The organism is Pseudomonas sp. NUPR-002, assembly GCF_056322725.1.
Map to the genome: position 1 here is coordinate 4,005,358 of NZ_CM150476.1, position 25,475 is coordinate 4,030,832.

At 59.3% G+C, this 25,475-nt stretch carries 26 protein-coding genes and 1 pseudogene; 15 read left to right on the plus strand and 12 right to left on the minus strand.

Annotation, left to right across the window (positions count from 1 at the left end; genetic code table 11):
• Positions 1 to 75: 75 nt before the first annotated feature.
• Together ACVWSC_RS18165 and ACVWSC_RS18170 are read right to left on the minus strand one after the other, a co-directional pair.
• On the minus strand, positions 76 to 486 hold the full coding sequence (locus ACVWSC_RS18165; protein ID WP_442108371.1) for an MAPEG family protein: 411 nt from the start codon (positions 484 to 486) through the stop codon (positions 76 to 78).
• A gap of 22 nt (positions 487 to 508) precedes the next feature.
• Entirely contained in the window at positions 509 to 1,084 is a 576-nt protein-coding gene (locus ACVWSC_RS18170; protein WP_442108373.1) for a hypothetical protein, read from the minus strand.
• A gap of 201 nt (positions 1,085 to 1,285) precedes the next feature.
• On the opposite strand from ACVWSC_RS18170, the gene ACVWSC_RS18175 reads away from it, so the two are divergent.
• Positions 1,286 to 1,753 carry a hypothetical protein gene (locus tag ACVWSC_RS18175; protein ID WP_442108375.1) on the plus strand — a complete coding sequence of 156 codons (468 nt, stop codon included), beginning with the start codon at positions 1,286 to 1,288 and terminating at the stop codon, positions 1,751 to 1,753.
• A 128-nt stretch (positions 1,754 to 1,881) separates the two neighbouring features.
• Here the strand turns inward: ACVWSC_RS18175 and ACVWSC_RS18180 are convergent, their stop codons facing one another.
• The gene (locus ACVWSC_RS18180) at positions 1,882 to 3,438 is read right to left on the minus strand and encodes a GGDEF domain-containing protein (RefSeq protein ID WP_476461706.1); all 1,557 of its coding nucleotides are present in this window, start codon (positions 3,436 to 3,438) and stop codon (positions 1,882 to 1,884) included.
• A gap of 218 nt (positions 3,439 to 3,656) precedes the next feature.
• Here ACVWSC_RS18180 and ACVWSC_RS18185 point away from each other — a divergent pair.
• From ACVWSC_RS18185 to ACVWSC_RS18210, 6 genes and pseudogenes are all read left to right on the plus strand, one after another.
• A protein-coding gene (locus tag ACVWSC_RS18185) for an IS3 family transposase (RefSeq protein ID WP_442108379.1) occupies positions 3,657 to 4,792 on the plus strand; the annotation gives its coding sequence in 2 pieces (ribosomal slippage) (positions 3,657 to 3,930 and positions 3,930 to 4,792; 1,137 coding nt in all).
• Between the two features lie 138 nt (positions 4,793 to 4,930).
• A pseudogene (locus ACVWSC_RS18190) lies at positions 4,931 to 5,086 on the plus strand (SDR family oxidoreductase); the annotation flags it as partial.
• A gap of 75 nt (positions 5,087 to 5,161) precedes the next feature.
• Positions 5,162 to 6,064 carry a LysR family transcriptional regulator gene (locus ACVWSC_RS18195; protein WP_442108381.1) on the plus strand — a complete coding sequence of 301 codons (903 nt, stop codon included), beginning with the start codon at positions 5,162 to 5,164 and terminating at the stop codon, positions 6,062 to 6,064.
• A 169-nt stretch (positions 6,065 to 6,233) separates the two neighbouring features.
• The gene (locus tag ACVWSC_RS18200) at positions 6,234 to 7,454 is read left to right on the plus strand and encodes a Rid family hydrolase (RefSeq protein WP_442108383.1); all 1,221 of its coding nucleotides are present in this window, start codon (positions 6,234 to 6,236) and stop codon (positions 7,452 to 7,454) included.
• A complete protein-coding gene (locus tag ACVWSC_RS18205) occupies positions 7,451 to 8,587 on the plus strand; it encodes a M20 family metallopeptidase (protein ID WP_442108385.1) in 1,137 nt (378 codons plus the stop codon). The genes ACVWSC_RS18200 and ACVWSC_RS18205 overlap by 4 nt, the downstream gene beginning before the upstream one ends.
• A gap of 101 nt (positions 8,588 to 8,688) precedes the next feature.
• Positions 8,689 to 10,335 (plus strand): BCCT family transporter, encoded by a 1,647-nt coding sequence (locus ACVWSC_RS18210; RefSeq protein WP_442108387.1) that lies wholly within the window; start codon positions 8,689 to 8,691, stop codon positions 10,333 to 10,335.
• Between the two features lie 24 nt (positions 10,336 to 10,359).
• On the opposite strand, the gene ACVWSC_RS18215 is transcribed toward ACVWSC_RS18210, so the two are convergent.
• From ACVWSC_RS18215 to ACVWSC_RS18240, 6 genes are all read right to left on the minus strand, one after another.
• On the minus strand, positions 10,360 to 11,166 hold the full coding sequence (locus ACVWSC_RS18215; RefSeq protein ID WP_442108389.1) for a hypothetical protein: 807 nt from the start codon (positions 11,164 to 11,166) through the stop codon (positions 10,360 to 10,362).
• A gap of 116 nt (positions 11,167 to 11,282) precedes the next feature.
• Positions 11,283 to 11,666 carry a hypothetical protein gene (locus tag ACVWSC_RS18220; protein ID WP_442108391.1) on the minus strand — a complete coding sequence of 128 codons (384 nt, stop codon included), beginning with the start codon at positions 11,664 to 11,666 and terminating at the stop codon, positions 11,283 to 11,285.
• A 32-nt stretch (positions 11,667 to 11,698) separates the two neighbouring features.
• Complete coding sequence (locus ACVWSC_RS18225) at positions 11,699 to 11,986, minus strand: hypothetical protein (RefSeq protein WP_442108393.1); 288 nt, start codon at positions 11,984 to 11,986, stop codon at positions 11,699 to 11,701.
• 94 nt (positions 11,987 to 12,080) lie between these two features.
• Positions 12,081 to 12,668, minus strand: coding sequence for a TetR/AcrR family transcriptional regulator (locus tag ACVWSC_RS18230; RefSeq protein WP_442108395.1), 588 nt, complete (start codon positions 12,666 to 12,668; stop codon positions 12,081 to 12,083).
• 61 nt (positions 12,669 to 12,729) lie between these two features.
• Positions 12,730 to 13,350: a class I SAM-dependent methyltransferase gene (locus tag ACVWSC_RS18235; protein ID WP_442108397.1), complete on the minus strand. Its 621-nt coding sequence runs from the start codon at positions 13,348 to 13,350 to the stop codon at positions 12,730 to 12,732.
• A gap of 102 nt (positions 13,351 to 13,452) precedes the next feature.
• On the minus strand, positions 13,453 to 13,620 hold the full coding sequence (locus tag ACVWSC_RS18240) for a hypothetical protein (RefSeq protein WP_442108399.1): 168 nt from the start codon (positions 13,618 to 13,620) through the stop codon (positions 13,453 to 13,455).
• 278 nt (positions 13,621 to 13,898) lie between these two features.
• Here ACVWSC_RS18240 and ACVWSC_RS18245 point away from each other — a divergent pair, with 278 nt between their 5' ends.
• Genes ACVWSC_RS18245 through ACVWSC_RS18255 form a run of 3 tightly spaced genes read left to right on the plus strand, consistent with a single transcriptional unit; the run spans position 13,899 to position 17,675 of the window.
• Entirely contained in the window at positions 13,899 to 15,290 is a 1,392-nt protein-coding gene (locus tag ACVWSC_RS18245) for an FAD-binding oxidoreductase (RefSeq protein ID WP_442108401.1), read from the plus strand.
• A 51-nt stretch (positions 15,291 to 15,341) separates the two neighbouring features.
• Positions 15,342 to 16,280 (plus strand): LysR family transcriptional regulator, encoded by a 939-nt coding sequence (locus ACVWSC_RS18250; RefSeq protein ID WP_476461707.1) that lies wholly within the window; start codon positions 15,342 to 15,344, stop codon positions 16,278 to 16,280.
• Between the two features lie 54 nt (positions 16,281 to 16,334).
• On the plus strand, positions 16,335 to 17,675 hold the full coding sequence (locus tag ACVWSC_RS18255; RefSeq protein ID WP_442108405.1) for an MFS transporter: 1,341 nt from the start codon (positions 16,335 to 16,337) through the stop codon (positions 17,673 to 17,675).
• A 225-nt stretch (positions 17,676 to 17,900) separates the two neighbouring features.
• Here the strand turns inward: ACVWSC_RS18255 and ACVWSC_RS18260 are convergent, their stop codons facing one another.
• Positions 17,901 to 19,016 (minus strand): polyamine ABC transporter substrate-binding protein, encoded by a 1,116-nt coding sequence (locus ACVWSC_RS18260; protein ID WP_442108407.1) that lies wholly within the window; start codon positions 19,014 to 19,016, stop codon positions 17,901 to 17,903.
• Between the two features lie 58 nt (positions 19,017 to 19,074).
• A complete protein-coding gene (locus ACVWSC_RS18265) occupies positions 19,075 to 19,992 on the minus strand; it encodes a LysR family transcriptional regulator (protein WP_442108409.1) in 918 nt (305 codons plus the stop codon).
• Between the two features lie 103 nt (positions 19,993 to 20,095).
• On the opposite strand from ACVWSC_RS18265, the gene ACVWSC_RS18270 reads away from it, so the two are divergent.
• The 3 genes from ACVWSC_RS18270 (at position 20,096) to ACVWSC_RS18280 (ending at position 23,399) form a co-directional block, all read left to right on the plus strand.
• On the plus strand, positions 20,096 to 21,838 hold the full coding sequence (locus ACVWSC_RS18270; protein ID WP_442108411.1) for an amidohydrolase: 1,743 nt from the start codon (positions 20,096 to 20,098) through the stop codon (positions 21,836 to 21,838).
• A gap of 95 nt (positions 21,839 to 21,933) precedes the next feature.
• Entirely contained in the window at positions 21,934 to 22,686 is a 753-nt protein-coding gene (locus ACVWSC_RS18275; RefSeq protein ID WP_442108413.1) for a TorF family putative porin, read from the plus strand.
• A gap of 365 nt (positions 22,687 to 23,051) precedes the next feature.
• On the plus strand, positions 23,052 to 23,399 hold the full coding sequence (locus tag ACVWSC_RS18280) for a DUF6124 family protein (RefSeq protein ID WP_442108415.1): 348 nt from the start codon (positions 23,052 to 23,054) through the stop codon (positions 23,397 to 23,399).
• 60 nt (positions 23,400 to 23,459) lie between these two features.
• Here ACVWSC_RS18280 and ACVWSC_RS18285 read toward each other — a convergent pair whose 3' ends face one another.
• A complete protein-coding gene (locus tag ACVWSC_RS18285) occupies positions 23,460 to 24,116 on the minus strand; it encodes a hypothetical protein (RefSeq protein WP_442108417.1) in 657 nt (218 codons plus the stop codon).
• 462 nt (positions 24,117 to 24,578) lie between these two features.
• Between ACVWSC_RS18285 and ACVWSC_RS18290 the strand changes: the two genes are divergently transcribed.
• The gene (locus ACVWSC_RS18290; protein ID WP_442108419.1) at positions 24,579 to 25,187 is read left to right on the plus strand and encodes a DUF6338 family protein; all 609 of its coding nucleotides are present in this window, start codon (positions 24,579 to 24,581) and stop codon (positions 25,185 to 25,187) included.
• Positions 25,171 to 25,473: a hypothetical protein gene (locus ACVWSC_RS18295; RefSeq protein WP_442108421.1), complete on the plus strand. Its 303-nt coding sequence runs from the start codon at positions 25,171 to 25,173 to the stop codon at positions 25,471 to 25,473. Before ACVWSC_RS18290 ends, ACVWSC_RS18295 begins: the two co-directional genes overlap by 17 nt.
• Positions 25,474 to 25,475 lie beyond the last annotated feature (2 nt).

Consider the following 25,475-nt stretch of genomic DNA (forward strand, 5'->3'; position numbering starts at 1 on the left):
CATGCCGTTTCGGTAGGAGCGGGCTTGCCCCGCGATAGCGATCCCTCACTCAGATCGCCATCACCGTGCAGGCCATCATATCCCCAACAAACGCGCAGCCCACCACATGCCAATGACCAACTGCACAGCGAACGCGGCAAACCTGCAGAACACCGCAACCACGCTTTGCGAGGCCAGGTGAATGCATGACTGAACCAGGCGTGCCGCGAGAAACACATAGGCCAGCGGATCAGTAATTGCCGTCTGCTCGGTCAGCAACGCAAGCAGCAACAAGCCGCCAAAAATCGGCAACCCTTCCACGCAGTTGGCGTGGGCCCGCGCCAGGCGCTGCATGAACGGTGACAGGTTGGCGTTATCCGGAGTGAACTGATTGGCTGGTACACCCTTGAACATCACCAGAAACCCACGCAGCAGTTCCATCAGCACCAGCAGTGCCAAGGCCCAGGCAATAAATCCGGCCAATGTGAGTGCACTTGGACTGGTCATCACGCGTTCCTCCTGAGCATCGTTACTGTCGGTCCCGCCACTGATCCGAATCGTAGACAAAGCTGTCGCCAAGAATACTATCGTAACGAATCAACAGACGTAATCGCGCCTTGGCAATGGCCATGATCGCCACCGGGTCATGGTTCTCAGGCATGACGGTGGTGGTGGTGAATTTTTTGCCGGGGGGTATGAATTCGCCGACGATAAACAGTTCGGCGCGTTGCTCGTAAGGGATATCGCCGAGCAACATTTTACTGGCCGCCTCCAGCAAGTCCGGCCCTTCCCCCTGCACCAGCACGCCGTCGACCCAGAGGCTGACCTCACGAATAATGGCAGGCCCCAGGCCATTATTTTCCAGGGTGTAACTGTAGGACCGGGCCTTCACATCGGTGCTGTTCCACGCCGACAAATGCGGCGTTGCCATCCGCCGGTTGTGCAACTCGAACGTCTTTATTTGCCGGGCGCTGAAGCGTACAGCGATACACGCCACCAACACCGAGGCAAACGCGGCAAGCGCGGTCAACAGCGTTGACAGCTCAGACATCCAGCCTTCCTGGGCCGTAACGACGTACACCACATAATCCTGTAGCGGTTGCATGTGGGTCATCCCGGCACGCTCGGAACGTCACAGAAGCATAGCAAGCGTCGGCGCGAAGCACTTGAGGCCTACTTTGCATCTACCAACGACGACAGCCTGCACATTTTCTTAGTTTATGGCTTGACTCATTTCCACATTGTAATTACATTGCATGCATAACGAAGCAAAACAAAGAACAACGAAGGCGCATTGGAGATTAAAATGAGTTCTGTTCAGTTCATTCATGGTGACGATGGCGAAGCGGTATTTGCAGTCATGCCAATTGGTATGTACCGCGCACTGATGGCCGGCGGCGTGCAGTCAGAGGCTTCGCCCTCATCACATCCGCTTCTGAATGAGGATCAGACAATGATCAAACTGCCTTACGGTGGCCCTAACGCTTATCTCCATGTGCCAGACCTGCTGGCTTACCTGAAAGCGCACGGCATCCAGCACCTGGCGATCAACCAGCGTGCGCAAACGTACGATAAGTTCCCACAGGAACAACTGATGACGCTCGACCCGATCATCCGTCGCGAGTTTCTCGGCGACCTTCGCTACAAAAATACCATGCAAGCTACCACCGAAGTCATCGATGCGCTGGTCGCGACCGGCCACTTCCGCCGCATCAAACAGCGCTACGATGACCTGTTTATCCGCGCCGTCAATGCGCTTGAAGTAGTCGAGTAAGTGTCAGCTGGCCTCCTCCCCGGAGGCCAGCTTTCTGATGAGAAATAACAGACAATCCGCAATCGCAAGCCATCACGTGCTCTGTTAGTGCGGCTGGCCATCGCGGGGCAAGCCCGCTCCTACCATGGCTATGAGACAACCCGATTGCGTCCCTCCTCCTTGGCTCGGTAGAGGCGCTCGTCAGCCAGCCTCAGAACCGCTTCTTGGGAGGGTGACGCTGCGGACCTGCAAGCCACCCCGATCGAAAGCGTCAGTTTGCCCACACCCGGAACCTCGCTGGCAGCGATGCTTTCCCGAATCCGCTCAGCAATGGCGATGGCGACTTCCAGGGTGGTGTCAGGCAAGACCACCGTGAATTCCTCTCCGCCAGCACGGCCTACCAGATCACCGGTTCTGGAGTTGCGATTGAGCTCTTGCGCGATGAATTTGAGTGCAACGTCGCCTGCGTCATGGCCGAAAGTGTCGTTGATACGCTTGAAGTGATCGATGTCCAGCGAAAGTACCGAATAGTGTTGTTCTGCCTGATCAAGCAAGTCGAGCAAGGCATTCATCGCCCTGCGGTTGGCCAGTCCCGTCAGGGCATCGGTCTGCGCCTCCTGGGTAAGCCGGCCAAGCTTTTGCTGCAACAACTGCACGCCGGTCAACATCGCCTGGCGTATTGCCGAAGCTTCGCGGTACCAGGCATTCACCCGTTGCAGATGGGTGGTGGTTTCCATCGCCGCCAACTGCAGGGCAATCGCCGAAAGCTGGCGCAAAGGCCGTGTGATCAACGCGGTGGCCGCGAAGATAAAACCAAGGCCAACGATGCCTGTCGGAATCATTCCTTGCAGCACCTCTTTGAGCAATTGCCGCAGCGAAGACAACGCACGTTCGGCGGGAAGTTGCACCACCACCGTCCACCCCGCCAATGGAACCGGCGCGTAACCGGTCAGCATCGAAATGCCTGTATGGGTAGTGACTTGCATCGAGCCAATATTCCCTTGCGAAGCCGCAGCTACGGCCTCATGCCCGTCCAGCGCCTCACCAATGCGCTTGGGGTCTGGGTGATACAACAGACGTCGATTGCCATCGGCCACCATCGCCAGCGTACCCTCCTGATGAAAGTGGTTGCTGATGACACTGTGCAACGCGCTTTGCCTGAGCAAATAGACTGAGCCACCGATTGCCCCGAGGAACTGCCCGGATGCGTTGAATATCGGTTGAGAAATGGCCGCGACCAGGTTGCCTGAGACGGACAGGTAGGCAGCACTGATCAACGGGCGCCGTTGCGCAAGGACGAGCGCAAGCCCATCGGGGCGAACAGTAGCGCCGACAATCTGCAGGGTATCCGGATAGGCCTGCAGCACTTTGCCCTTGTCATCGACAATCACGATGGAATTGAAGTCTGCATCCTGGGCTTGTAAGCGCATGGCTTCAGTGCGAAGCGCAGCAGGGTTATTCCAATCAGCCGACAAGGCGCCAGCGCTGTACTTGAGACGGCTTTGCGCTGCCGTCAGGAAATCACCGATGCTGGACGCCACTTTGGCGGCATAGGCGCTGTTGGCGTCTAATGCCGAGTGAGTCAACGCATCGCGCTGGATTCGATACGCGACGATCAGCCCATTGGCCAGCGTCGCCAGGACAGACACTACAACGACGAAGAAAATCAGCCCGCGCAGGTCAATGGGCAACAGCCTGTTTCGCATGCTGCGTCCTCTTTGCTGGGAGGAGCGTCAAAACTGGTTTTACCTTTCGAACTCAGAGCATAGTTGCAATTGCCAGTAGGGGCGGCGGTGGGAGCGGGCTTGCCCCGCGATGCGATGTGCCTGCTAAACCTCAATCGCGGGGCAAGCTGAACTGGCCTAATGATCCTGGACACCTCAATCGGGCGCTATGATGGCGCCCAAACCTGAGGTGTTTGGATATGCGTAATTCTTACTCGAGTGACTTCAAGCTACAGGCGGCCAGCATGGTGCTGGACGAAGGCCAATCAGTTCCACAGGTCTGTGCCAGTTTAGGCATTGGCCCTACAGCGTTGCGTCGTTGGGTCGATCAACTGCGCCAGGAGCGTCAAGGCTTAACCCCTGTGGGTGCCAAGGCAATAACGGCAGACCAGCAGGAAATCCAACGGCTCAAAGCCCTGCTCAAGCAGAAAGACCGGGATATCGAAATCCTAAAAAAGGCCAGCGCTCTCCTGCTTTTGGACGCCAAAGATCACTCGCGTTGATCGATGAGCTGGGTGAGCAATACGGCGTTAATGAGTGTTGTCGGGTGCTTGGGGTCAGCCGCAGCAGTTTCTACTGCTGGCGCCAGCGTAAGGACCGGCGTTACCCCGGACGGGAAAAACTCAAGGCCCAGTTGATCAGACATCATCGTGAGTCGAGAGGGGCGGCAGGTTCGCGCACCTTGGCCAAGATGCTGCAAGCCAGTGGACACCCAGTCGGCCGCTTCAAGGCGCGCCGCCTGATGCAAGAAGCTGGGATCAGCAGCCGTCAACGCAGACGCCACAAATACAAATCTTCAGGCGTTGAAGCCCTGACCGCACCGCACGAGCTCAAACGGCAATTCGATGTGCGGGCGACAAATGAGGTCTGGTGCGGAGATGTAACGTACATCAAGGCTGGTAAGCGCTGGCTGTACTTCGCGGCTGTCTTGGACTTGTTTGCACGGCGGATTGTCGGCTGGTCGTTCTCGATGATCTCGGATGCTGAACTGACCTGCGCGGCCTTACGCATGGCAACCGAGCTGCGCGGACGCCCCAAGGGTGTGCTATTTCACTCTGACCAAGGCTGTCAGTACACCAGCCACAAGTTCAGAAATGAGCTGCGCGAGCATGGGCACCGGCAGAGCATGAGCCGTAAAGGCGAGTGCTGGGACAACGCCCCGATGGAGCGGTTTTTTGGAAGCCTGAAATCTGAGTGGGTACCCGAAGATGGCTACGACTCGGAGCATGAGGCCCGAATGGATGTGCAGCGCTTTATCACCCGCTACAACACCACTAGGCCTCACAGCTACAACGGATACCGGTCGCCGGTCGAGGCAGAGAAGCTGGCGGCGTAAACCTTAACGGGTGTCCAGGATTACTTGACCAGTTCAAGCCCGCTCCCACCGCCTACCCATTTCAAGGCCAAGGAGGATCATTTATGGACAACAAACAGCACGCCAAAACCGCACTCATCACCGGAGCTGCGCAAGGCACGAAGGTTCGGCATGCCTGAAGAAGTGGCGGCCATCGCCCTGTTACTCGCTTCGGATGACGCCACCTACATCACCGGCAGTGAGTTCAACATTGACGGTGGCCTGTTGGCAGGTTCGGCTGCAACGCCCGCGATAATGGATGACGACGCACGCTAGTTCAGCAGCTGCCGATTGACATTTGCCCTGACTTGCAACCTTGATGTGGCTTTTCCGCAACCGGGAACGACGTTGATGCGCATACAGGATGCCGATCTGAAGTCACTACGGATCTTCGAAACGGTGGTGCAGTGTGGCGGCTTTTCGGCAGCGCAATCGGCGCTCAACACCAGTGTTTCGGTGATCAGCGAGCAAATGAGCCTGCTGGAAACCCGCCTCGGCGTCCGCTTGTGCGACCGCGGTCGCTCGGGGTTTCGCCTGACTGACGAGGGCGCGGTGCTGTATGAAGCGGCGCAACGCATGCTGGCAGCGGTCGAGACCTTTTCGATGGAGGCCGCCACCCTCCGCCAGCAGTTGAGCGGTGTGTTGCGCGTCGGGGTGATCGACGCCACCCTGACCGACACCGCCAGCCCGCTGACCCAGGCCATTCGCCGCTTCGGCGAGATGGCGCCGCAGGTGCATCTGCAGATCCATATCGATACCCCCAGCGCTCTCGAACAACGGGTGATGGATGGCCGCTTGCACCTGGCGGTCGGCCCGTTTCCTTCGCGCCTGCCAGGGCTGGAATACACCGCGCTGTACAAGGAAACCCACGGTCTGTTCTGCTCGCGCAGCAATCCGTTGTTCGACCAGGATGACGCCAGTATCACGCCACAGTTGCTGAGCCAGGCCAGGGTCGCGGCGCGCACCTTTCTCGGCCGCTTCGACCTCGACCAACTGCAGGCCGAACGCGCGGCGGGCAGCGTGGATAACGTGGAAGCGCGGGCGATGATGATTGTCTCCGGGCAGTACATTGGCTTTTTGCCGCTGCACTATGCCCAGCCCTGGGTCGACAAGGCTGAGCTGCGCAGGCTGTGCCCGGAGCAATACGCCCCGCAGCTGTGTTTCAACATCATCCGCCATCGCAGCGTCAGCCCACCGCGCACCGTCGTGGCCTTCCACCAGCAAGTGCTCGATTGCACTACGCCGCAGGATTGAGCGCACTAGGCGTATTTGCTTCGTGAATCGCCGAAGTCAACTTCATGAACCGGCTATTCTTCCGAAGTATCGGCTTCTCTAGAGTCAGGGGCGAGACAACCAAGCCAACCTGATGAGTGCCCCACTGGCCCAGCAACTTTGGCCCAGGCCGGGCAACGGGAGCAACGCCATGTCCGACCTCAGCACCGCAGTGCCCCTTTCCGCGCTTTTGCCCCTGCAACCCTACCGTTATCGACGTTTCGGCCAACAACTGTTCGTCGGCGGTGTACTGCCGCTCGACGCGGCCGGCACGCTGATCGGCGCGGGCGATATCGAAGCCCAGACCCACGCGGTATTCCGCAACTTGAAAGCCGCGCTGGAGGCGGCAGGCCTGCGCATGGCCGATTTGGTGCGCCTCAATACCTATTACGTCTACGAAGGCGAAGAAGCCGATGCCACGGTGTACTGGGAGAAGATGACCCGGGTGCGCCTGCAGTACTTCCCCGACCCCGGCCCCGCCGCCACCGCGGTTCGCGTTCAGGGCATGGGCTGCAGCGGCGCGCTGATCCAGCTGGAAGCCGAAGCGCTGGCCGTGCCGGTTGCCCAGCGGCAACGGATCATGCCGGTGAAAAGCTGGGACTGGAGCATTCCGGTGCCGTTGTCGCAGGGCTGGCGCTCTGGCAGTCAGGTCTGGGTCGGCGGCCAGGTCTCCGCCGACCGCGCTGGCAAGGCGATCAGCCTGGGCGACCTGCGCGGGCAGACCGCGAATGTGCTGGAGCATATACGCCATGTATTGCTCGACGCCGGGGCGACGTTCAGCGACCTGACCCAGCTGAAGATCTGCTACCTGCACGAGGGTGACGACGAGGCCGCCGAAGCGCGCCTGCAAGACATCCTCAGCGTGGTGCGCACGACCTGCGGCGAACCGCTGCCAGCGGTCACCGCCTTTGGCGTCAACCTACTCTATGAAGGCTTGCTGCTGGAGATCGATGCCACCGCCCAGGTCGGCATCGCCCAGCAAACAGCGCAGGCCGACACCGGCAATCGTAACTGGACGGCCGGGGTGCAGGCACAACGCGCCGGGTCGAGTATTCAGGTGGCCGGCCAGAGTGCAGACACCACCGCTTTGGAACCGGCCTGTCAGCAGGTGCTGCAGCGTGTTGCCGAGCAACTGCGCAATGTCGGCAGCGGCCCACACGCCCTCGCCCACCTGCATGTACTGGTCGCCGCCAGCGAGGCCGATCACGACCCAGACCAGGCCATGAGGCTGTTTACCCATGCACTGCAACAGCTGTGCGGTGACAGCTTGCCGCCCTTCTCCATGGTCAGGCTCAACGGTTTGCCGGGCGGCGCCTCACTGCAGGTGGATGCGGTTGCCATCGATCTCAGCGGGGATGCGAGGTCGCTATGAAGCCATTCGAGGATGCAATCGATCTGACCCGCAGGCTGTTGCGCTTCGACACCACCAACCCGCCGGGCAATGAGCAGCCTTGCGCCGAGTTCCTCGCCGGGTTGCTGGCGCAAGCAGGGTTCACCACCACCCTGCACCAGCTGTCTCCCGGCCGCGCCAGTCTGGTGGCCTATCTGGGCAACGGCCAGGGACGGCCGCTGTGTTTCACCGGGCATCTGGATACCGTGCCGCTGGGCAAGGCGCCGTGGTCGCACGACCCGTTTGCCGGTGAAATCCACGATGGCCGCCTGTACGGCCGTGGCAGCAGCGACATGAAAGCCGGGATCGCGGCCTTCATCACCGCGGCGCTGCAGGAGCGTAGCCTGATCGCTGACGGGCCTGGTGTGGTGTTGGTGCTCACCGCCAGCGAAGAAACCGGCTGCCAGGGCGCGGCGGCTCTGCTGCGCGATGGTGTCGATCAGCATCGCGCCGGGGCGATCATCGTCGGTGAGATGACTGCAAACTACCCGCTGATCGGTCATAAGGGCGCGCTCTGGCTCAAGCTCGGCGCCCGCGGCAAAAGCGCCCACGGCTCAATGCCCGAACGCGGCGACAACGCGTTGTACAAGGCAGCGCGCGCCCTGACCACCCTCGAGCACTATCAGGTGCCCGCGCCGCGCCATCCGGTACTGGGCAACACCAGTATCAGTGCCGGCACCTTGCACGCCGGCAGCAGCATCAACGTCGTGCCAGACTTGGCCGAGCTGTGCGTCGATATCCGCAGCCTGCCCGGCATGTCGCACGACGATACCCGCGACACCTTGCTGGCAGCGCTGCAGCCCGATATTTGCGAAGCCCAGGCGGTGCTCGACCTGCCGGCGGTGTACACCGACAGCAGCGACCCCTGGATAGCAGCGGTTTACCGCATCACCGAAGAAGAAACTGGCATACGCCCCGAACCGCGAGGCGCCAGCTACTTCACCGATGCCTGCGCGCTGCAACACGCGCACCCGGGGGTGCCGATCGTGATCCTTGGCCCCGGCACACCGGAGATGGCACACCAGACGGACGAGTACTGCGAAATCGCCCGCATCGACGAAGCCCTGCGCCTGTATCGGCGACTGATCCGTGATTGGAGCAGCCACCTCAACTGACCTTACCTGCAAGCACTTCTATAGCGGTTCCGGGTGGCCGCCCTGCACCCGGGACAAGGCAAACAACAAAACCAATACAGCCAGTAATAGAAAGGTATCCCATGAAAATTTCCACTCAAGCGAGTCCGGCCACGCCGGATGCCCACGTTCGGACAAGCAAGGACACGCTGCTGATTGTCGTCAGCGTGGTGTCGATCTTCCTCACGGTGTTTGCTCTGGCGGCCTTCCCAGCGCGCTCAGAGCAAGTGGCCAGCCAGTTGTTCCAGCGTGCCACCGATCTGCTGGTGGCCCCGGTGCTAGTGATTTTCCTCGCCTTTGTCGTCGGTTCGTTGTTCATCATTTTCAGCAAGTACGGCAACATTCGCCTGGGTGAAGGCAAACCGCAATTCAAGACACTGCCGTGGATTTTCATGTTCATCTGCGCCGGGCTGAGTTCAGCGACCCTGTACTGGGGCCTGGTGGAATGGGCCTATTACTACAACACCCCCGGGCTCAACATTGCCGCACGCAGCCCTGAGGCACTGGACATGAGCATCGCCTATGCCTTCTTCCACTGGGGCTTCGGCACCTGGGCCTGTTACGCCGTCGGTGGCATGGCCATGGCCTACTACTACCACGTGCGCAAACACAGCACATTGAGTCTGGCCGGGATCATCGAAGCGGTGACTGGCATCAAGGCCAGCGGCCCGCTCGGGCGTCTGATCGACATCATCTTCCTGATCGGTACCTTCGGCGGGCTGACCGTCACCATGGTGGTGACCACCCAGACTTTCTCCAACGCCCTGTCCAACCTGACCGGCCTGCCCAACACCTTCGCCATGCAGGCGGGCATCGTGCTGCTGATCACCAGCATTTTCTCCTTGAGTTCCTACATCGGCCTGGAGGGTGGCATGCAACGCCTGGCCAGCATGGTCTGCTGGGGCGCGCTGTTCTGCGCGCTGGCGGTGCTGGTGGTGGGGCCAACCGGGTTCATCGTCAAGAACACGGTCAACGGCGTTGGCCTGATGTTCTCCAACTTCCTGCACATGAGCCTGTTCACCGACCCGGCCGGGGATGGCGAGTTCACCCGCAACTGGACGGTGTTCTACTGGTTCTGGGCGATTTCCTACACCCCGGCGGTGTCGATCTTCGTCGCCCGCGTGTCCCGTGGCCGCACCTTGAAAGAAGTCTCTGCCGCACTGTTGCTCGGTGGCAGCGTCAGTTGCTGGGCGATCTTCGGCAGCCTCAGTGGCTATGGCATCGACCAACTGCTCAAAGGCACCCTCGACGTACCTGCCGTAGTCGCCAGCCAGGGTGGCGAAGTGGCGATTACCCAGCTGTTGAACGGCTTTCCGCTGTCAGCGCTGGCTACGGCGTTCTACCTGTTCGTGATGGTCATCTTCCTCGCCTCTCACGTCGATGCCTCGGCCTACACCGTTGCTGCTGCCACCACCCGCAACCTGCCTGATGGGCGTGATCCATCGCCGTTCCTGCGCTTGTTCTGGTGCGTGATGCTGGCCCTGGTGCCGCTGACCATGATCGCCAACCACCTGTCGCTGAAGACGGTGAAAACCTCGGTCATCCTCACCTCGATTCCGTTTTTCTTCCTGCTGGTGGTGATGGCCTGTGGCTTCGTTCGCTGGCTGCATCAGGACTACCGTCACCGCAGCGCGCACGACATCGAGGCCGAGTCCCGGCGCACTGAAACCGCAGGCCTGCCGGAGCCAACGGCGGCACCGGCACAGTGGAAGGATGAAGTGGTTGCCTGACAGCCGCTGGACGTTGCGCTCAGGCTAGGCGCGCGCGTTGAACAAAACGCGGATCGTGTCCTGGATTTTGAAAATATCAGAGACGCTGTGCAGCCCCACCGGTGGCGCCAGATGGCTGCTATCAGGTGGGGAGGTAATGCACGCAGCGACGAGCGTGATCTGGTTGGCGGGATCAGGCTGAAACTTGATGCCGCTGACCGAGTGAAGGCTTCGACGCTGCGTGCCATTGTTATACGTCTGCCCTTGGGCTGGCAGCTGCTCAAGCGCTTCCAGCGTCGGCACATGGTCGAAGGTTCCCGCATAAAACTCAATAATCGGGCTCTCATTGATGCGCGCCAGCCGGTGCACGTAGGCAGCGTGGAAACGGCCATCAAGCTCAATGGCAATCACGTCACGCGCACGGTAGAAGGTGGTGTCGTCAGGTAAGGAAGGCTTGCGGGCAAGCGCGGCGGGAGGCGATTGCAGGTCGGAAATGAATTCGTCCGAACGGCGATAAAAGCTGTCGTCCAGCGCGACTGCGCGATTCAGTTCATTGAAGGCCGCCAACGCCTGCGTGGTGATGGCGTGATCCGCAAGACCGTATTTGTGCAGCAGCGTTGCCAGTGCAAGCCAGGCCTTGTGCCGGTACAGCGGCGCTACCTGTTGTTCATCTGCCTGAAACACCGAATTCCAGCGTGCCAATAGAGGTGGCAGCACAGCGTCGATTCGGGAAGCCTGCTCACTGTGTTTCTCCATTGCCATCGCCAACCAGACCAGTCGCGCAATATCCTCGTCCAGTGTCTGTACAAGATGTTTGGCGGCCAGTTTGTCCAGTAACTGCACATGCTTCACTCGTGTTTCTCCCTGTAGTGAGTGGATGACGCGAACCGCTGAGCAGACGTTGCTCCAAGCCCTGTGCGTGAAAAAGCCTCCAGCGCATCAAGGGCCGCAACCTGCCAGCAACAACGCTATATAAAAGAGACTTCTGCCGGGCCAACCTTGACCACTTTGTCGACTTTGATGCTCACGCCGATACCATGTTCTGCATCGCCATCCCAGCGGAACAACAGACCAAACGTTTGTGTCTGGTCATGGGATACATAGATCTTCATGAGGCTGAAGCTGCAGTCATCAGCGTTGTATTGGCTTCGCACATAACCCGCCGCCGCCTCAAACACCGCCCGGCGCACACCCCATTGATGATCAACAAGGTAGCTCACATCACCTTTGAATTTTTCTTCCAGTGCATAGCATTCAAGGTTGATGACCTGGACGGGTTCAGGTCCAAACGACTCCAACAGGATGTCGCAGCACATCCCTTCATCATCTTCATAAAACCCAATGGTGCTCATGGCCTTGTAAATCCTTGCCCTTTGGTTACTTCCTACTCTTTCACTTGGCAAACCCCATTGGCTTTGTTCTTGCCGGTATACGAAACATCGGGGGTACCGTCAGGCATGATCGTCAGCGAGATGGTCACCCCTTCCGATCGGGCTTCGAAGGCGTTGTCGTTGAATTTTTTCAACTTGCCTTCTTTGCCATTGATATAGATCGGCCCGCCCTGGTCAGCGTGGACCTCGATGTTTCCGGGGCAGGTTGCGTTGAGCAGCGGTATGCCCGCTTGAGCAGCACCAGAAGCTGCCAGCAAAGCGACAAGCAGTAGTCGTTTCATTTCATGCTCCTTGAGCGGTTTGGCTGAGAAACAAGCAATAGTCCAATCTGGCCCAGCCCGCCAGGGACTGGTCAGCGCCCTTGCTCTGGCAGGGTTATTGCCGAACCAATAGCCCACGTAGCAGCAATTCCAGCGCGGCAACACTTTGCGCCAGCCTCGCACTGCCGTCTTCGCCCTCGGCGATCCAGAACGCTGCTTCGGCCAGGCTGCCGTAAATCAGCGAGGCCAGCGCCTGCGGGTCAGCCTTGGCCACCACACCTTGTTCGATAAGGCTTTCGATCAGGAGTTGCATCGACTCGACGCAATGACGTTGCGCGTCCGGCGAGGCGCCGCCCAGCACCGCCCTCGCATCGCGCAGCACGATACGCTGGATTTCCGGCTCCAGCGCCATCTGCAGATAAGCGCGGCAACGGCTGTGAAAGCCTTCCCAGGCGTTTTGCGCCGTGTCGGAAATGGCTTGCAGGCGTTGATCCATTTCAGCGTCGATCTGCTCCACCACGGCCGCCAGCAAGCCCTTTTTGTCACCGAAGTGGTGATAGAGCGCGCCACGGGTCAGACCTGCCTGCTCGGTGAGGTCGTCCATTGAGGTTGCCATGTAGCCATGTTCGCTGAAGACCTTGCGGGCAGTGCTCAGCAATGTGGCTCTGGTTTCTTCCATTTCGGCGCGGGTGCGGCGAACCATACGTCCTCTCCTTACTTACAACGGGCATGATCTTTTACAAACATCCGCATCTTCATGCGCGTTAATTCGATGCCAACTTCTGAGCAATAAAATCGAAGCGATGCCAATGCTTGGTACCCCGCAAACTGGACCCGTCATATTCATGGACCTCAAAGGTCTGCACACCAAGCCCGCGAAAGAGCGCACGTGCCTGTGATTCAGAATGGAACGTTCTGCTCGGGTCTGACGCCCACCCATCCCTGTCACCGAAGAGTTGCCCGACGAAAACCCCGCCCGGCAACAATGCAGAGGTCACCACTGACCAGAACTGTGCAAAGTGATCCGGATGGCAGAAGGGCAAGGCCATACCGGCGTGGATCAGCGACGACGGCGGCAGCGTTTCCAGCGTCTCGAAGCGTTGCAGCGCGGTCTGCAGCCTTGCACCCGGATGCTCTGCGCCGATCGCCTGTACCCATTCGATTGCAGCCGGCTCCTGGTCCAGCGCCAGCACCTGCCAGCCCGCCTGAAGCAACGCGCGCGTTTCATTGCCAGCACCACAGCCCAGGTCCACTGCTTGCCCAGGTCCTGTTTGCGGGCCGAGCACATCGAGTGCTGCGCACAGCAGCGCTGAAGCAGGACGATCCTGATGGTGCTGGTAATAGGCTTTCCACCGGGCTTCCCGGTTTGGCTCGTTGCCTTGCATATCGCTCACTTTCCCTGTGATCAGCATCTGCCCAAACACTCTCTTATGCTGACAGAGCGCCGATTACATGTCTTCTGAACAAGCAAACGCGGTGGCTGCTACTCACCGCGACTGCTGCGTCTTCTTCTGGTTTCTGATTCTGATGATCGTGAAGACGATGTTCGGCAGCATCATGATGATCAGCATCCCCGAAAAGCCCACATGGCCTGCGCGGTGAAGAAAGGCGCCCAGCGCAATGAAGGCCACTGTCAGCAAAAACTGCAGCGACAAGAATTTTTCCAGACCCCTCACCCTAACTCCTTAGACTCATTCAGAAATTTCAGACAATTCTACAGCCTGCTACGCAGCGTGGAGAGCATCCTCAGGAAACCGAATGTGTTTCGGATAAAGAGCTGGCCGAGCTGACCCGCCACAAGGCCATCTCTTGAACAGATGGCTCCATCTGAAATCAGCACTACGGGTGTTGGCCAAAGCCTGCCTAACATGCACCACAACTCCCTACAAATGCCGCCCACCTTACGCGGCGAACAAGAACCGGAGACTGCCCGATGCCCCTTCCCCACTCCCTGTGTGATGACCTGCGCTTGTTGCTCGGTGACCGGTTCTCCACCTCCGCCAGCGTGCGCGAGCACCATGGCAGCGATATTTCCGCCCTCGACCCACTTCCGCCAGATGCCGTTGCTTACGCCAACAGCCTCGACGAAATCGTCAGCATCAGCACTACCTGCTACCGTCACGATGTGCCGATGATCGCCTATGGCAGCGGCACCTCCCTGGAAGGCTGGTTGCAGGCCACACACGGCGGCGTGAGCATTGACGTCTCAGGCATGAACCAGATTGTCGAGATTCGCGTCGATGACATGGATGCCACGGTACAACCGGGCGTGACCCGCAAGCAGCTCAACGCCGCCTTGCATGGCACCGGGCTGTTCTTTCCCATCGACCCTGGCGCCGATGCTTCGCTGGGCGGCATGGCCGCAACCCGCGCCTCCGGCACCAACGCTGTGCGCTACGGCACCATGCGTGAAAACGTGCTGGGCATGACTGCAGTGCTGGCCGACGGGCGTGTGATCAATACCGGTGGCCGGGCACGCAAATCGTCTGCCGGCTACGACCTGACCCATTTGCTGGTGGGCTCGGGCGGCACCCTGGCGACCATCGCCGAGCTGACCGTCAAGCTGCACCCGATCCCCGAGGCCATTTCGGCAGCGGTGTGCCGCTTCCCCAGTGTCGATCATGCCGTACGCGCGGTGATCCAGATCATCCAGCTGGGCGTGCCCATCGCCCGTATCGAGCTGCTCGACGCCTTGACCATGCGCGCCCTCAACGCCTACAGCAAAACGCAATTGCGCGAAGTGCCCTCGTTGCTGTTCGAACTGCACGGCTCCGAAGCCGGTGTGAAGGAGCAGCTTGAAACCGTACGCATGGTTGCCGACGAACACCAAGGCCTGGATTTCGAATGGGCGGTACATCCGGAAGACCGTAGCCGCTTGTGGCAAGCGCGCCACGACGGCTATTTCGCCGCCCTGGCCCTGCGTCCCGGTTGCCGTGCCCTGACCACCGACGCCGTGGTGCCGATTTCGCGCCTGGCCGATTGCATTGAAGCCACCGCGGCAGACCTTGCGCAAAACGGCTTGCTGGCACCGATCTTCGGCCATGTCGGCGATGGCAATTTCCACGCGCTGATTCTGGTCGACCCTGATGATCATGCCGAAGTCGAACGCGCTGAAGCAGCCGCTCACCGACTGGCCGAACGCGCGATCGCCATGAACGGCAGTTGCACCGGCGAGCATGGCATCGGCCTGACCAAGCAGCACTTCATGGCGGTTGAACACGGGGAAAACGCGGTGGACACCATGAAGGCGATCAAGGCCGCACTGGACCCCAAACAACTGATGAACCCTGGGAAGATCTTTCCTCGCGGCCCCATCGCAGGCTGACGCGCTGTACCATCAGCGGCCCCGTACGCCCCCGTGATGCAGGAAGCCCACATGGAAATCCGCCAGATCAAGTACTTTGTTGCCGTGATTGATTGCGGCAGCCTGTCCCAAGCCGCGCGCCAGGTGCATGTGGCGCAATCGGCCCTGAGCAAACAGATATCGGCGCTGGAGGACGAACTGGGGGTGCAGCTGTTTCATCGCAGCCACAATGGTGTGGTCGCCAGCGAAGCCGGCAAGGTGTTCTACGAGTATGCCCAAGGCATGCTCAAACACCTGGTCGATGCCCGGGCCGCCGTCACCAGCAGCCCGGACGCGGTCAGCGGCTCGATTATCGTGGCGTTGCCGCAAAGCGTCGCGACCATCCTCGCCATGCCGTTGATGCGAACGGTGGCGGCGCGCTACCCGCAGGTCGCGTTTCACCTCAATGAAGAGCTGACCGGCAACGTCATGGATCAACTAATCCGTGGCCGCGTGGACCTCGCCCTGTTTACCAGCGCCGACTTGCCCGAACAGGTGCTGTTCAGTGCCTTGATCGAAGAAGACTTCTACCTGATCCACCGCGCCCATGCGCCGGATGCGCCACCTGCCGGTGACGTGTCGCTGCAGCAGGCGCTGGCCCGGCCGCTGGTGTTCCCAAGCCAGGCCCACGGCCACAGCACCCGTACCTTGATTGAACGAGCGGTGGCCCAGCACGGGCTGAGCGTGGGAGAGATCGCCATGGAGGTCAACTCCGTACACATCCTCAAAAGCGCGGTAGAGGCTGGTATCGGTCACACCATCATGCCGTTGAACCTGGCCATGCGCGAAATCGATGACGGGCGCCTGGTGGCGCACCGGATTGCCGCTGAAGGACTGTCGCGCACCCTGGGCATTTGCAGTTGCGCCTCGATGCCTGCCAGCCGCCTTAAAACGCTGATCAGCGAGTTGATCCGCGACGTTGTCCGGGACATGTGCGCGTGCGGTGAATGGCCGGGAGGCCGCGCGCTCTGACCCGTTGTACTGCCATTTCAGGATCGCCCTACAACAACAAAAAAGAGGCTCGAGATGACCACCCTACCCCCACTTGCCCAGAGCATGCCGGACGCCGCCCTGCAGGGCGCCTACCGTAAAACCGCGTGGCGGATCATTCCGCTGCTGATTGTTTGCTACCTGGTGGCCTACCTTGACCGGGTCAACGTCGGCTTTGCCAAACTGCAGATGCTCGATGACCTGAAGTTCAGCGAGGCGGTATACGGCCTGGGCGCCGGTGTGTTCTTTTTCGGCTACCTGCTGTTTGAGATTCCCAGCAACATCGCCCTGCACAAATTTGGCGCCCGCCGCTGGATCGCACGGATCATGATGACCTGGGGGTTGCTGTCGGCGGCGATGATGTTCATCGAAACACCGATGACCTTCTACGTGCTGCGCTTTCTGATCGGTATTGCCGAAGCCGGCTTCTTTCCCGGGATCATCTTCTACCTCACCACCTGGTTTCCCAGCCACCGCCGGGGCGTGATGATTTCACTGTTCATTGCCGCCCTGCCGATTTCGAGCATGCTCGGTTCGCTGATTTCCGGTTTGATCATGCAGCATTTCGACGGTGTTGCAGGCTATGCCGGCTGGCAGTGGCTGTTCGTCATCGAAGGCTTGCCTGCGGTGGTGTTGGGTGCTGCAGTGTTCTACCTGCTACGTGACCGCATTGCCGATGCCCACTGGCTGAGCCCCGAAGAAAAGCGCGGGATGCAGGCGGCGCTGGATCGCGAAGCCATGACCAAGTCTGGCCACCGGCTGCGCGACGGCTTGCTGAACCCGAAAGTGTGGCTGCTGGGTGGGGTGTATTTTTGCCTGGTACTGGGGCAGTACGTCATCAGCTTCTGGATGCCGACCATCATCCGCAACAGCGGCATCGCCGAGCCATGGGCGATTGGCGTACTGACAGCAATCCCCTACTCGGTGGCGGCGGTCAGCATGGTGCTGGTTGGCCGCAGCTCAGACCGGCTTCGCGAGTACCGCTGGCACCTGGCAATCTGCGCCTTCATCGGCGGTGCCGGAGTAGTGTTCGGCACCCTGTTCGGCGGTAGCCTGGTGCTGTCGATGATCGGCCTTACCATCGGTACCGCGGCGATGATCAGCAGCTTGCCGGTGTTCTGGGGCATGCCCACCGCAGTGATTGGCGGCGCGGCGGCGGCAGCGGGCATAGCCTTGATCAACTCGCTGGGCAATGTGGCCGGATTCTTCAGCACCATGGCCGTGGGCTGGCTGACCCAGCTCACCGGAAGCACCCATGCGGCGATGTACTTCATGGCTGCTGCACTGGTGATCGGCGGCCTGCTGGGCCTAAACGTATCGCGCACGCAACCCGTGAACGACCCGGTGGGAGCGGGCTTGCCCCGCGATGCGATGTAAAACAAGGATCTTCACCACAGTACACACCGCAAGCGATTCGTGCATCGCCAAACGAAGACAATTGGCCAACTCACTGAGGTGGGGCAGTCGTGCGATTGGTTGTTCGCGGTGTGGACTGATCCATTGTTTGTTTTGGTAGTGTTGGCCATCGCGGGGCAAGCCCGCTCCTACCGGAAGGGATTGGGCAGTAGGAGCGGGCTTGCCCCGCGATAGCGCCGCCCGCCCTCACTTGCCATTACGCAGCCCCATCCATAGTCGAGTGATAAGCCGCTCGACAGCCGGCGGCATCGGCTGCTGCAAGAACAAACCGCCCTGCTCCCGGGTAGGCATCAGCAAGCCTTTCTGCGCAATCACCTTCGGATCAGCATACTTCAAAGAGTCCGCATTGGCATTCGGATAGCCAATCTGCGCAGATACACTGGCAATAACACTGGGCTCCAGGATGTAATTGATGAACGCTTCTGCCTCGGTCTTGTTCTTTGCCCCCTGCGCAATCGCCATATTGTCTGCCCACATGAGCGCGCCTTCGCGGGGTGAAGCCAACGTTATCTGCACGCCGTTATGCGCAGCCTCTGCAGTCGCCTTGGCTAACATCAGCCCTCCTGAATACCCGACAGCCACGCAGATATCGCCGGAAGCGAGGTCGGTCATAAAGCGCGAAGAGTGAAAATACTTGATGTTCGGGCGCAACTGCTTCAACAGCTGTTGCGCCTTCTGGTAGTCATCCGCAGTGGTGCTGGCGGGGTTCAGCCCCAGGTAGTTGAGGGCCAGCGCGTAGACCTCGGCCCCCGAGTCGGGAAACGCCACGCCGCAGGCGCTGAGACGAGACATGTTCTCTGGTTTGAAAATCGCATCCCAGGACTCGGTCGCGGAAAAATCATGCCCCAGTACCTTCTTCACCGCTTCGACGTTGTAGCCGAACGTGGTGGTGCCCCAGAGATAGGGGACGGCATACCTATTACCGGGGTCCATGCGCGCCAGCTCCGCCATAAATGCCGGATCCAGGTGCGACCAATTCGGTAGCCTGGCCTTGTCGAGCGGCTCCAGGGCTCCGGCCTGAATCAGCTTGGGCAACTGGTTGTGCGAAGGGAAGACGATATCGTAGCCCGAGTTGCCCACCAGCAGCTTGGCCTCAAGCACCTCGCCAGTGTCGTACACGTCATAGGTGACCTTGATCCCGGTGCGACGCTGAAAATCCTCCAGCACCGACTGCGGCAAGTATTCGACCCAGTTGTACACCCGCAATTCTCGGGTACCACCAGCAGCAAGACAGTGACTGCCGAACGACGCCCACAGCAACAGCGAGCACAGTAGCGCGCCTGCCCGGCGAGCAGGCAGCATCCGCGCGGATATTCGATTCATGTTGCTTGCACCATAACGGTTTCCTGCCGCAGCCCGGTCAGACACTATTCAGCGTTGCCAGATAGCTGCTCAGGTAATCGATAAAGGCGAGTACCTTGCGGCTAGCGCGATGATGGCTGGGATAGACCGCCAGAATGTCATCACCGAAGGCTTCCGGCTCGATGATGTAATCCTCCATCAGACGCACCAGGCGTCCATCGCGCAAATACCTCTCCACACTCCATTGCGGTGTATGCAAGATGCCACGCCCGGCCAATGCATTTTGCAGCAGCAGGTCATAGCTGTCGCTTTCCAGGCGGGCCTTGTGTGGATAGCTCAAGCGAATGCGCCCGGTCTGCGACTGGGCCCACCAATACTTCACATCCAACGCGGAGTGAACGTACTTGAGCCAGTCGTGCTGGTCGATGGTTTGCGGCGACAGCGGCAGCGGATTGCGCGCGACGTAGTGTGGACTGGCACACAGGTAGATGCGGTTTTTGCCAACAACTCGCCCTATCAACCCCGGCAAATCGCTGCGCCCCTGACGTATGCCCAGGTCGTAGCCAGCATCGATCAGGTCGACAAAGTCATCGGACAGATCGACGCGCAACTGGATATCCGGGTATTGCTCCAGAAAGCCGGCACACACTTCACTCAAGAATGCACGTTCGAATGCCAGGGGCGCGGTCAGCCGCAACGTGCCGGACAAGCCTTGGTGCAGTTGGCTGATCTCCTCCCCTGCCTCATGCAGGCTGCGCAGCACCTGTCGAGCCGTTTCCAGATAGAGGCGGCCCGATTCCGTGAGCACAATGCGCCGGGTGCTGCGCTCGAATAGCAGGGTACCCAGCTGCTTCTCCAGCATGCTGACAGACTTGGTCAGGGCCGACGGCGTTTTGCCCAGCAGTTCTGCGGCACGACTGAAACTGCCTTGGTCAGCCGTGGCAACAAACATCGATATTGCACCGAGTGTGTCCATATTTTTTCCAAACCAGCAAAACGCTTTTTAGCAAAGTGGTCATTCTGGAAACAGCATGACACAGATAATCTCGCCATCGCCAATAACTACAAGAGAGCAGCATATGATTCGCTTCGTTCCGGCGCTAATGGCACTGGCAGTCAGTTTTTCCTCATCGGAATCCATGGCAGCGGCAGACCTGATACTGGTCAACGGCAAGATCTTCACCGCCGACCATACCCATCCGCAGGTTCAGGCCATCGCCATCGACGAGGGCAAGATCGTGGCCGTGGGGAGCGACGCTCAGGTACGCAGCTTCGCCGACAATGCCACCCAGGTGATCGACCTTGCAGGCAAGCGTGTCACGCCCGGCCTGATCGACTCCCACTCTCACTCGGTGTTCGGCGGCCTGGAACTAGCGGCGGCCAACATGGAAGGCGAATCGGTCAGCGTCGACGAGCTGGAAAAGCGTCTGCGCAATTGGCGCGCCGATGGCCGCGCCAAGCTCGGCGAGTTCCTTCAGGTGGTGGGCATGAACTCCAGCGACTGGGCCAAAGCCGAAGCGTTCGGCAAGCGCTTCAACCACGGCGAGTGGACGAACACCCCGATCGTCTTCGTTGGCGGCGACCACCATACCGCCTGGGCCAACAACGCCATGCTCAAACGCGCCGGGATCGACAAAGCACTGGTTGCCAGCCTGAGCAAGGCCGACCGCTCCACCATCGGCACCCTGAGCAATGGCGAACCTAGCGGTTTCCTGGTGGATGCAGGCTGGGACCGTGTCGCCGCAGCACTGCCGCCAGTCGACGCCGCCGGCCTGCTGCACGCAGCCCAAGCCGCTGTGCGCTACAACAACAGCTTCGGCATCACCGCCTGGATGGACCCGGCCGCCAATGGCGCGCCCGGCGAAGCGTTGTTCGCTATCAAGCCGACGGAGAAAACCGTGGGTGTGCTGCCGGCCTACAAGGCGTTGGCGGAGAACGGCGAGCTGACCGCACACGTGGCCGCCCTGCTGGTGGTTAACCCGAAGAGCCGTCCGGCTGACCTGGAAGTCATCGACAAAGTGCGCCAGCAATTCACTGGTATTCCCAATCTGACCCTGCCCGGGATCAAGGTGTTCGCCGACGGCGTGCTGGAATTTCCAGCGCAGAGCGCAGCCCTGCTCGACCACTACAGCAACAGCCACAAAAGCGGAGAACTGCTGCTGGACCCGGAGCACTTCGGCGAGCTGGTTACCGCCGCCGACAAACGCGGCTGGCTGGTGCACATCCATGCCATCGGTGACCGCGCCGTACGTGAGTCACTCAATGGCATCGAGCAGGCGCGCAAGTCCGGCGACAGTGGCATTACACATTCGATCACCCACCTGCAGCTGGTCAACCCGACAGAGTTCGCCCGCTTCAAGCCGCTCAACGTCATCGCTTCGATGCAGCTGCTGTGGGCCGCTGGCGACGAGTACACCCAGGACATGGTCAAGCACTATGTCGACTCGGCTGCCTATCGCTATCAGTACCCGGCCCGCTCACTGCTGAAAAACGGCGCGACCATCGCTGGCGCCAGCGACTGGCCGGTTTCCAGCCCAAACCCCTGGCTGGCCATCGCCCAGGCCGCTACCCGAGAGGGCCCCCGGGGTGTGCTGAACGCCGATGAAAGCCTGGACCGCGAGACCATGCTGTACGCCTACACGATCAATGCAGCCAAGACCATCGGCCTGGAACAGCAGATCGGCTCCCTGAGCAAGGGCAAACAGGCCGACTTCGTCATCCTCGATCGCGACGTGCTCGCCGTCAGCGACAAAGACGTAAGCGAAACCCAGGTACTGGCCACCTACTTCGGCGGCAAACCGGTCTACACGCCCAGCAAATAACCCCCTGAGAAACGCCACGCCGTGCCCGCACCGGGGCACGGTGCGGCCCCCTATTGCCCAAACACTGCCAACAACAATTACAAGAAGAAGCAACCATGAACAGCAAGCACCTTGCAGTGAGCATCGCCCTGATGGCCGGACTGTCGGCTATCGCCCCAAAGAGCCAGGCCCTGGCGCTCAGCGATGACATCTTTCTGAAACTCGACGTGACCGCCGCCAGCGACTACCGCACCCGTGGCATCTCGCAGACCCAGAACGACCCAGCGCTCCAAGCCGGTGCCGTACTGGCTCATTCGAGCGGCCTGTATGTGGGGGCCTGGACCTCCAACGTCGACTTCGGCTTCGGCACTGCCACCCGCCAGGAAGTGGACTACTTCGGCGGCTGGTACTGGCAGGCCACCGACGCGGTGTCCCTGGACCTGGGCTACATCAAGTACGCTTACCCCAAAACCAGCGGTTTCAACCAGTCCGAGACCTACGCGGTGCTCAGCGCCTATGGTTTCAAAGCGGCTGCTTTCTACTCCAGTGATGCGCCAACGGTGTTTGGTGAGGACCAGGACACCCTCTACAGCTGGGTCGGCTATGAAACCCAACTGCCCCTGGAAGTTGGCCTGGAGCTGCGCTATGGCCGGATGGACTTCAAGGACCCGATGTACTGGTCGACAAGTGGTAGCTCGCGGGACGCCTACCACGAGTGGGAAGCCAAATTCACCCACGATTTCGTGGGCCTGACCTGGGGCCTGAGCTACATCGACACCGACCTGTCGCAAGCAGAATGTGCCAGCTTCTACGGTTTCGACGATGTCTGCACCGCCACCGTAGTGGCGAGCGTGCGCAAGGAGTTCTAAGCACACCAGATCCGGTAGGAGCGGGCTTGCCCCGCGATAGCGACCTGTCAGCCACAGCGTATCGCGGGGCAAGCCTAAAACCATTGCCCCTTGAATCGCACCTCCAACCTCGCTACCCTCCCTGAGTCACTGCCAAATCAGTGACCGGGCGTCGCGGCCCGTAAGGCAAAAGGCGCTACAGCGCCACACCACCACAATTGCAGGCGCTTTTTTTGTGCCCGCTTTCTGTGCAATGGCGGCTGTGCGTGGGAGACTTTCGAGTCTGCCGGGTTTCCTTTTGCCTCGGTCCGCGAACCCGCGCACAGCTGCCACCCAAATCGTTTCGCGGCGATGGTTGGTAGCTCCACAGCAAAAGGAGCTGCACAATGACAAAAGTAGTCCCCGATCCCCCACCCTCCACCACCCAAACCAGCACCACCTTCGGTACCTGCAACGGCAGCCACGATCCACTGTTCGCTGTCCGCAGAGGCGTCTCATCCGAAGATGCCCTGGTGCATGCCTGCGTCCTGCTCAAAAGCGCTTACCACACCAACGCCCACGCCTGTGACATGGTCGATGCCGAAGCACGCGGATTGTTGTGGGCGACGGAGCAATCGTTGGAAATGAGCATGGCGTTGGTTGAAGCCGTGCTGGATGAAGTAGAAGCCCGCTCGGCGACATTGGCGGTATTGCGCCGCGCTGCGCAGGCGGATCTAGCTGCAATGAAGGAATAGCCGCAGGCTAACGCAGGGCCGCCGACGCGGCCCACCGCGCCCGCAACATGACCACCTACTCTATCGGTTTTTCTCCATCTCACGCTGCTTGGCCTGCAACTCCAGAATTCGATCTTCCTGCGCCCTGAGCCGTGCATCCATTGCTTTTTGCTGCTCATCGAATGCCTTCTGCTGAGCCGCTGAGTTCTGCGCGCTCATATAGCCATCAACCGATGCAGGAATACTGCAACTGGTCGATGCTCTGGCGGCTGCTTCAGTGCGATCTGGAAAGGGTTTATGGACGTCCAGGGCCAGTCTCATGTCATCACGAACTGCCGCGCCCACCGCCAGCAAGCCTTCGATCGACGAGGCTGGCCCGATGCCAAAGTTATTGGCGTTGTTAACCGCTGCAACAGAAGCGCCGCCGAACCCGCTGAACCCAGCGATCCAGGGCGCATTGGCAGAGGCGTTGGCGGCCGTCAGCGCCGGAGCCACGACGGCACCAGAGATGATCCCGGCTAGCGTCCATTTCCAAGCACTGCTTGCTCTTCTTTCAGCTTCGGCAGATTTCACACCAAAGAAGTCATAACAGCTCTGCAGGCGTTCGTTGATCATCTCGTTCTGGCGTTCCAGGCTGATCTGGTCCGGCTGTTCTAGGTTGCCCGTTAGTGTTGTGAGCTCCATGGTGGAGCAGGCGGCTAGCACAAGGCACAAACCCAGAACCAGGAATTTGTTCATGCACCCTCCGTTTCAGCGACAGGCTGATAAGGTATGGATAGCTGATCGCCATTATTGTGCAAACAAAAAGCTGGCTGTTTGGTTGGGGCTTTTGGAGTGATTGCACTTCCTAGCTCCAAAACCAGACGTCAGCCGTCTGCGCTTTTCGATATCGCGGCTTCAGAGCACGCATCCTGCTACTTTGGGAGCACGCAGAGCGAATACGCTTTGGGGAGTTTCCTGGTGACCGCGGTTGTAGTGGACCCGCGGTCTTTCAAGCTGCTCGGCGACACCCACCCCGCCAGCAACGTCACCGCCCCAGTCAGAACTCGCATGTGATAACCAACGGAAAGTCGAAACCGTATCACTGCCTTAACAATTGATTAACTATTTTCTCATTTTTGAAACAGTAGACTCCTCGAACTTTCTACACCCTCAAGCTAAAATCACTTGGTAGACCTCCAACAGACAGAGTTAACCGACATGGACGACATCCCACTGGATTTAGTCTCCACATTGAAAGTTCTCTTACCCGGCTTTCTTACGTCAACTATTTTTTATTGGCTGGCAGAGGTACCCAAACCTTCGCACGCAGAAAGAATCGTTCAGGCACTAATTGTAACAAGCCTAATCCAGATTTTAATCTCTCTAACAAAAATCCTCGCCCTTTCAGTAGGAAAACACATTGACTTTGGACCTTGGAGCGAGACTGCGACAGTCATCCTATCGATACTGTTATCAACAGCACTCGGAGTTTGGCTGGCATACCTATCCAACCACGACAAGCTTTATGAAATAGCAAGAAATAAAAAGCTTACAACAAAAACCTCTCAAGACGATTTTATCCTTATTGTGAAGGAGCTAGGCGATGCAGGTGTCATTGTGCACCTTAATGACGGCAATCGGCTATGCGGTTATATATCATCATATCCCGCCAATAGAGAAACCGGGATATTCCATATTAAAAACCCTGCCTGGGTAATAGGAAGCGAGCGACAACCCCAGAAAAACGTAGACTCAATCATAGTAAATGGGAGAGATGTAAAATACATAGAGTTCTTGATCGGAGAAAAAAATGCGCAACCACAATGACACCCCTGACGAGGCTGAAAGCGCTCTACACAAGAGCATGCGCGAAGCTACCAACAGTAAAATAGATGGTGCCGAGCACTTTCAATTAAGAAGAAACCTAGATGCAGTTGTTCCAATCCCGAAGGATCTCCCAAGCGGTCCACCTTCAACAACGCCTTTGACACCCAAAGGAATTTGGACCGTAAATAACTACACCATTGAGAGCCCAAAAGACTTCTACAAAAACCCACAGAAATATTTCAGTACAAACAATATCCCCTCAGACAACGACAACCAAGATAGCTAAAA

What these genes read in the sequence shown, in the direction of transcription:
- ACVWSC_RS18165 (WP_442108371.1), bottom strand. Translation starts at nt 486, where the DNA reads ATGACCAGTCCAAGTGCACTCACATTGGCCGGATTTATTGCCTGGGCC.
- ACVWSC_RS18170 (WP_442108373.1), bottom strand. Translation starts at nt 1,084, where the DNA reads ATGCAACCGCTACAGGATTATGTGGTGTACGTCGTTACGGCCCAGGAA.
- ACVWSC_RS18175 (WP_442108375.1), top strand. Translation starts at nt 1,286, where the DNA reads ATGAGTTCTGTTCAGTTCATTCATGGTGACGATGGCGAAGCGGTATTT.
- ACVWSC_RS18180 (WP_476461706.1), bottom strand. Translation starts at nt 3,438, where the DNA reads ATGCGAAACAGGCTGTTGCCCATTGACCTGCGCGGGCTGATTTTCTTC.
- ACVWSC_RS18195 (WP_442108381.1), top strand. Translation starts at nt 5,162, where the DNA reads ATGCGCATACAGGATGCCGATCTGAAGTCACTACGGATCTTCGAAACG.
- ACVWSC_RS18200 (WP_442108383.1), top strand. Translation starts at nt 6,234, where the DNA reads ATGTCCGACCTCAGCACCGCAGTGCCCCTTTCCGCGCTTTTGCCCCTG.
- ACVWSC_RS18205 (WP_442108385.1), top strand. Translation starts at nt 7,451, where the DNA reads ATGAAGCCATTCGAGGATGCAATCGATCTGACCCGCAGGCTGTTGCGC.
- ACVWSC_RS18210 (WP_442108387.1), top strand. Translation starts at nt 8,689, where the DNA reads ATGAAAATTTCCACTCAAGCGAGTCCGGCCACGCCGGATGCCCACGTT.
- ACVWSC_RS18220 (WP_442108391.1), bottom strand. Translation starts at nt 11,666, where the DNA reads ATGAGCACCATTGGGTTTTATGAAGATGATGAAGGGATGTGCTGCGAC.
- ACVWSC_RS18225 (WP_442108393.1), bottom strand. Translation starts at nt 11,986, where the DNA reads ATGAAACGACTACTGCTTGTCGCTTTGCTGGCAGCTTCTGGTGCTGCT.
- ACVWSC_RS18230 (WP_442108395.1), bottom strand. Translation starts at nt 12,668, where the DNA reads ATGGTTCGCCGCACCCGCGCCGAAATGGAAGAAACCAGAGCCACATTG.
- ACVWSC_RS18235 (WP_442108397.1), bottom strand. Translation starts at nt 13,350, where the DNA reads ATGCAAGGCAACGAGCCAAACCGGGAAGCCCGGTGGAAAGCCTATTAC.
- ACVWSC_RS18245 (WP_442108401.1), top strand. Translation starts at nt 13,899, where the DNA reads ATGCCCCTTCCCCACTCCCTGTGTGATGACCTGCGCTTGTTGCTCGGT.
- ACVWSC_RS18250 (WP_476461707.1), top strand. Translation starts at nt 15,342, where the DNA reads ATGGAAATCCGCCAGATCAAGTACTTTGTTGCCGTGATTGATTGCGGC.
- ACVWSC_RS18255 (WP_442108405.1), top strand. Translation starts at nt 16,335, where the DNA reads ATGACCACCCTACCCCCACTTGCCCAGAGCATGCCGGACGCCGCCCTG.
- ACVWSC_RS18260 (WP_442108407.1), bottom strand. Translation starts at nt 19,016, where the DNA reads ATGCTGCCTGCTCGCCGGGCAGGCGCGCTACTGTGCTCGCTGTTGCTG.
- ACVWSC_RS18265 (WP_442108409.1), bottom strand. Translation starts at nt 19,992, where the DNA reads ATGGACACACTCGGTGCAATATCGATGTTTGTTGCCACGGCTGACCAA.
- ACVWSC_RS18270 (WP_442108411.1), top strand. Translation starts at nt 20,096, where the DNA reads ATGATTCGCTTCGTTCCGGCGCTAATGGCACTGGCAGTCAGTTTTTCC.
- ACVWSC_RS18275 (WP_442108413.1), top strand. Translation starts at nt 21,934, where the DNA reads ATGAACAGCAAGCACCTTGCAGTGAGCATCGCCCTGATGGCCGGACTG.
- ACVWSC_RS18280 (WP_442108415.1), top strand. Translation starts at nt 23,052, where the DNA reads ATGACAAAAGTAGTCCCCGATCCCCCACCCTCCACCACCCAAACCAGC.
- ACVWSC_RS18285 (WP_442108417.1), bottom strand. Translation starts at nt 24,116, where the DNA reads ATGAACAAATTCCTGGTTCTGGGTTTGTGCCTTGTGCTAGCCGCCTGC.
- ACVWSC_RS18290 (WP_442108419.1), top strand. Translation starts at nt 24,579, where the DNA reads ATGGACGACATCCCACTGGATTTAGTCTCCACATTGAAAGTTCTCTTA.
- ACVWSC_RS18295 (WP_442108421.1), top strand. Translation starts at nt 25,171, where the DNA reads ATGCGCAACCACAATGACACCCCTGACGAGGCTGAAAGCGCTCTACAC.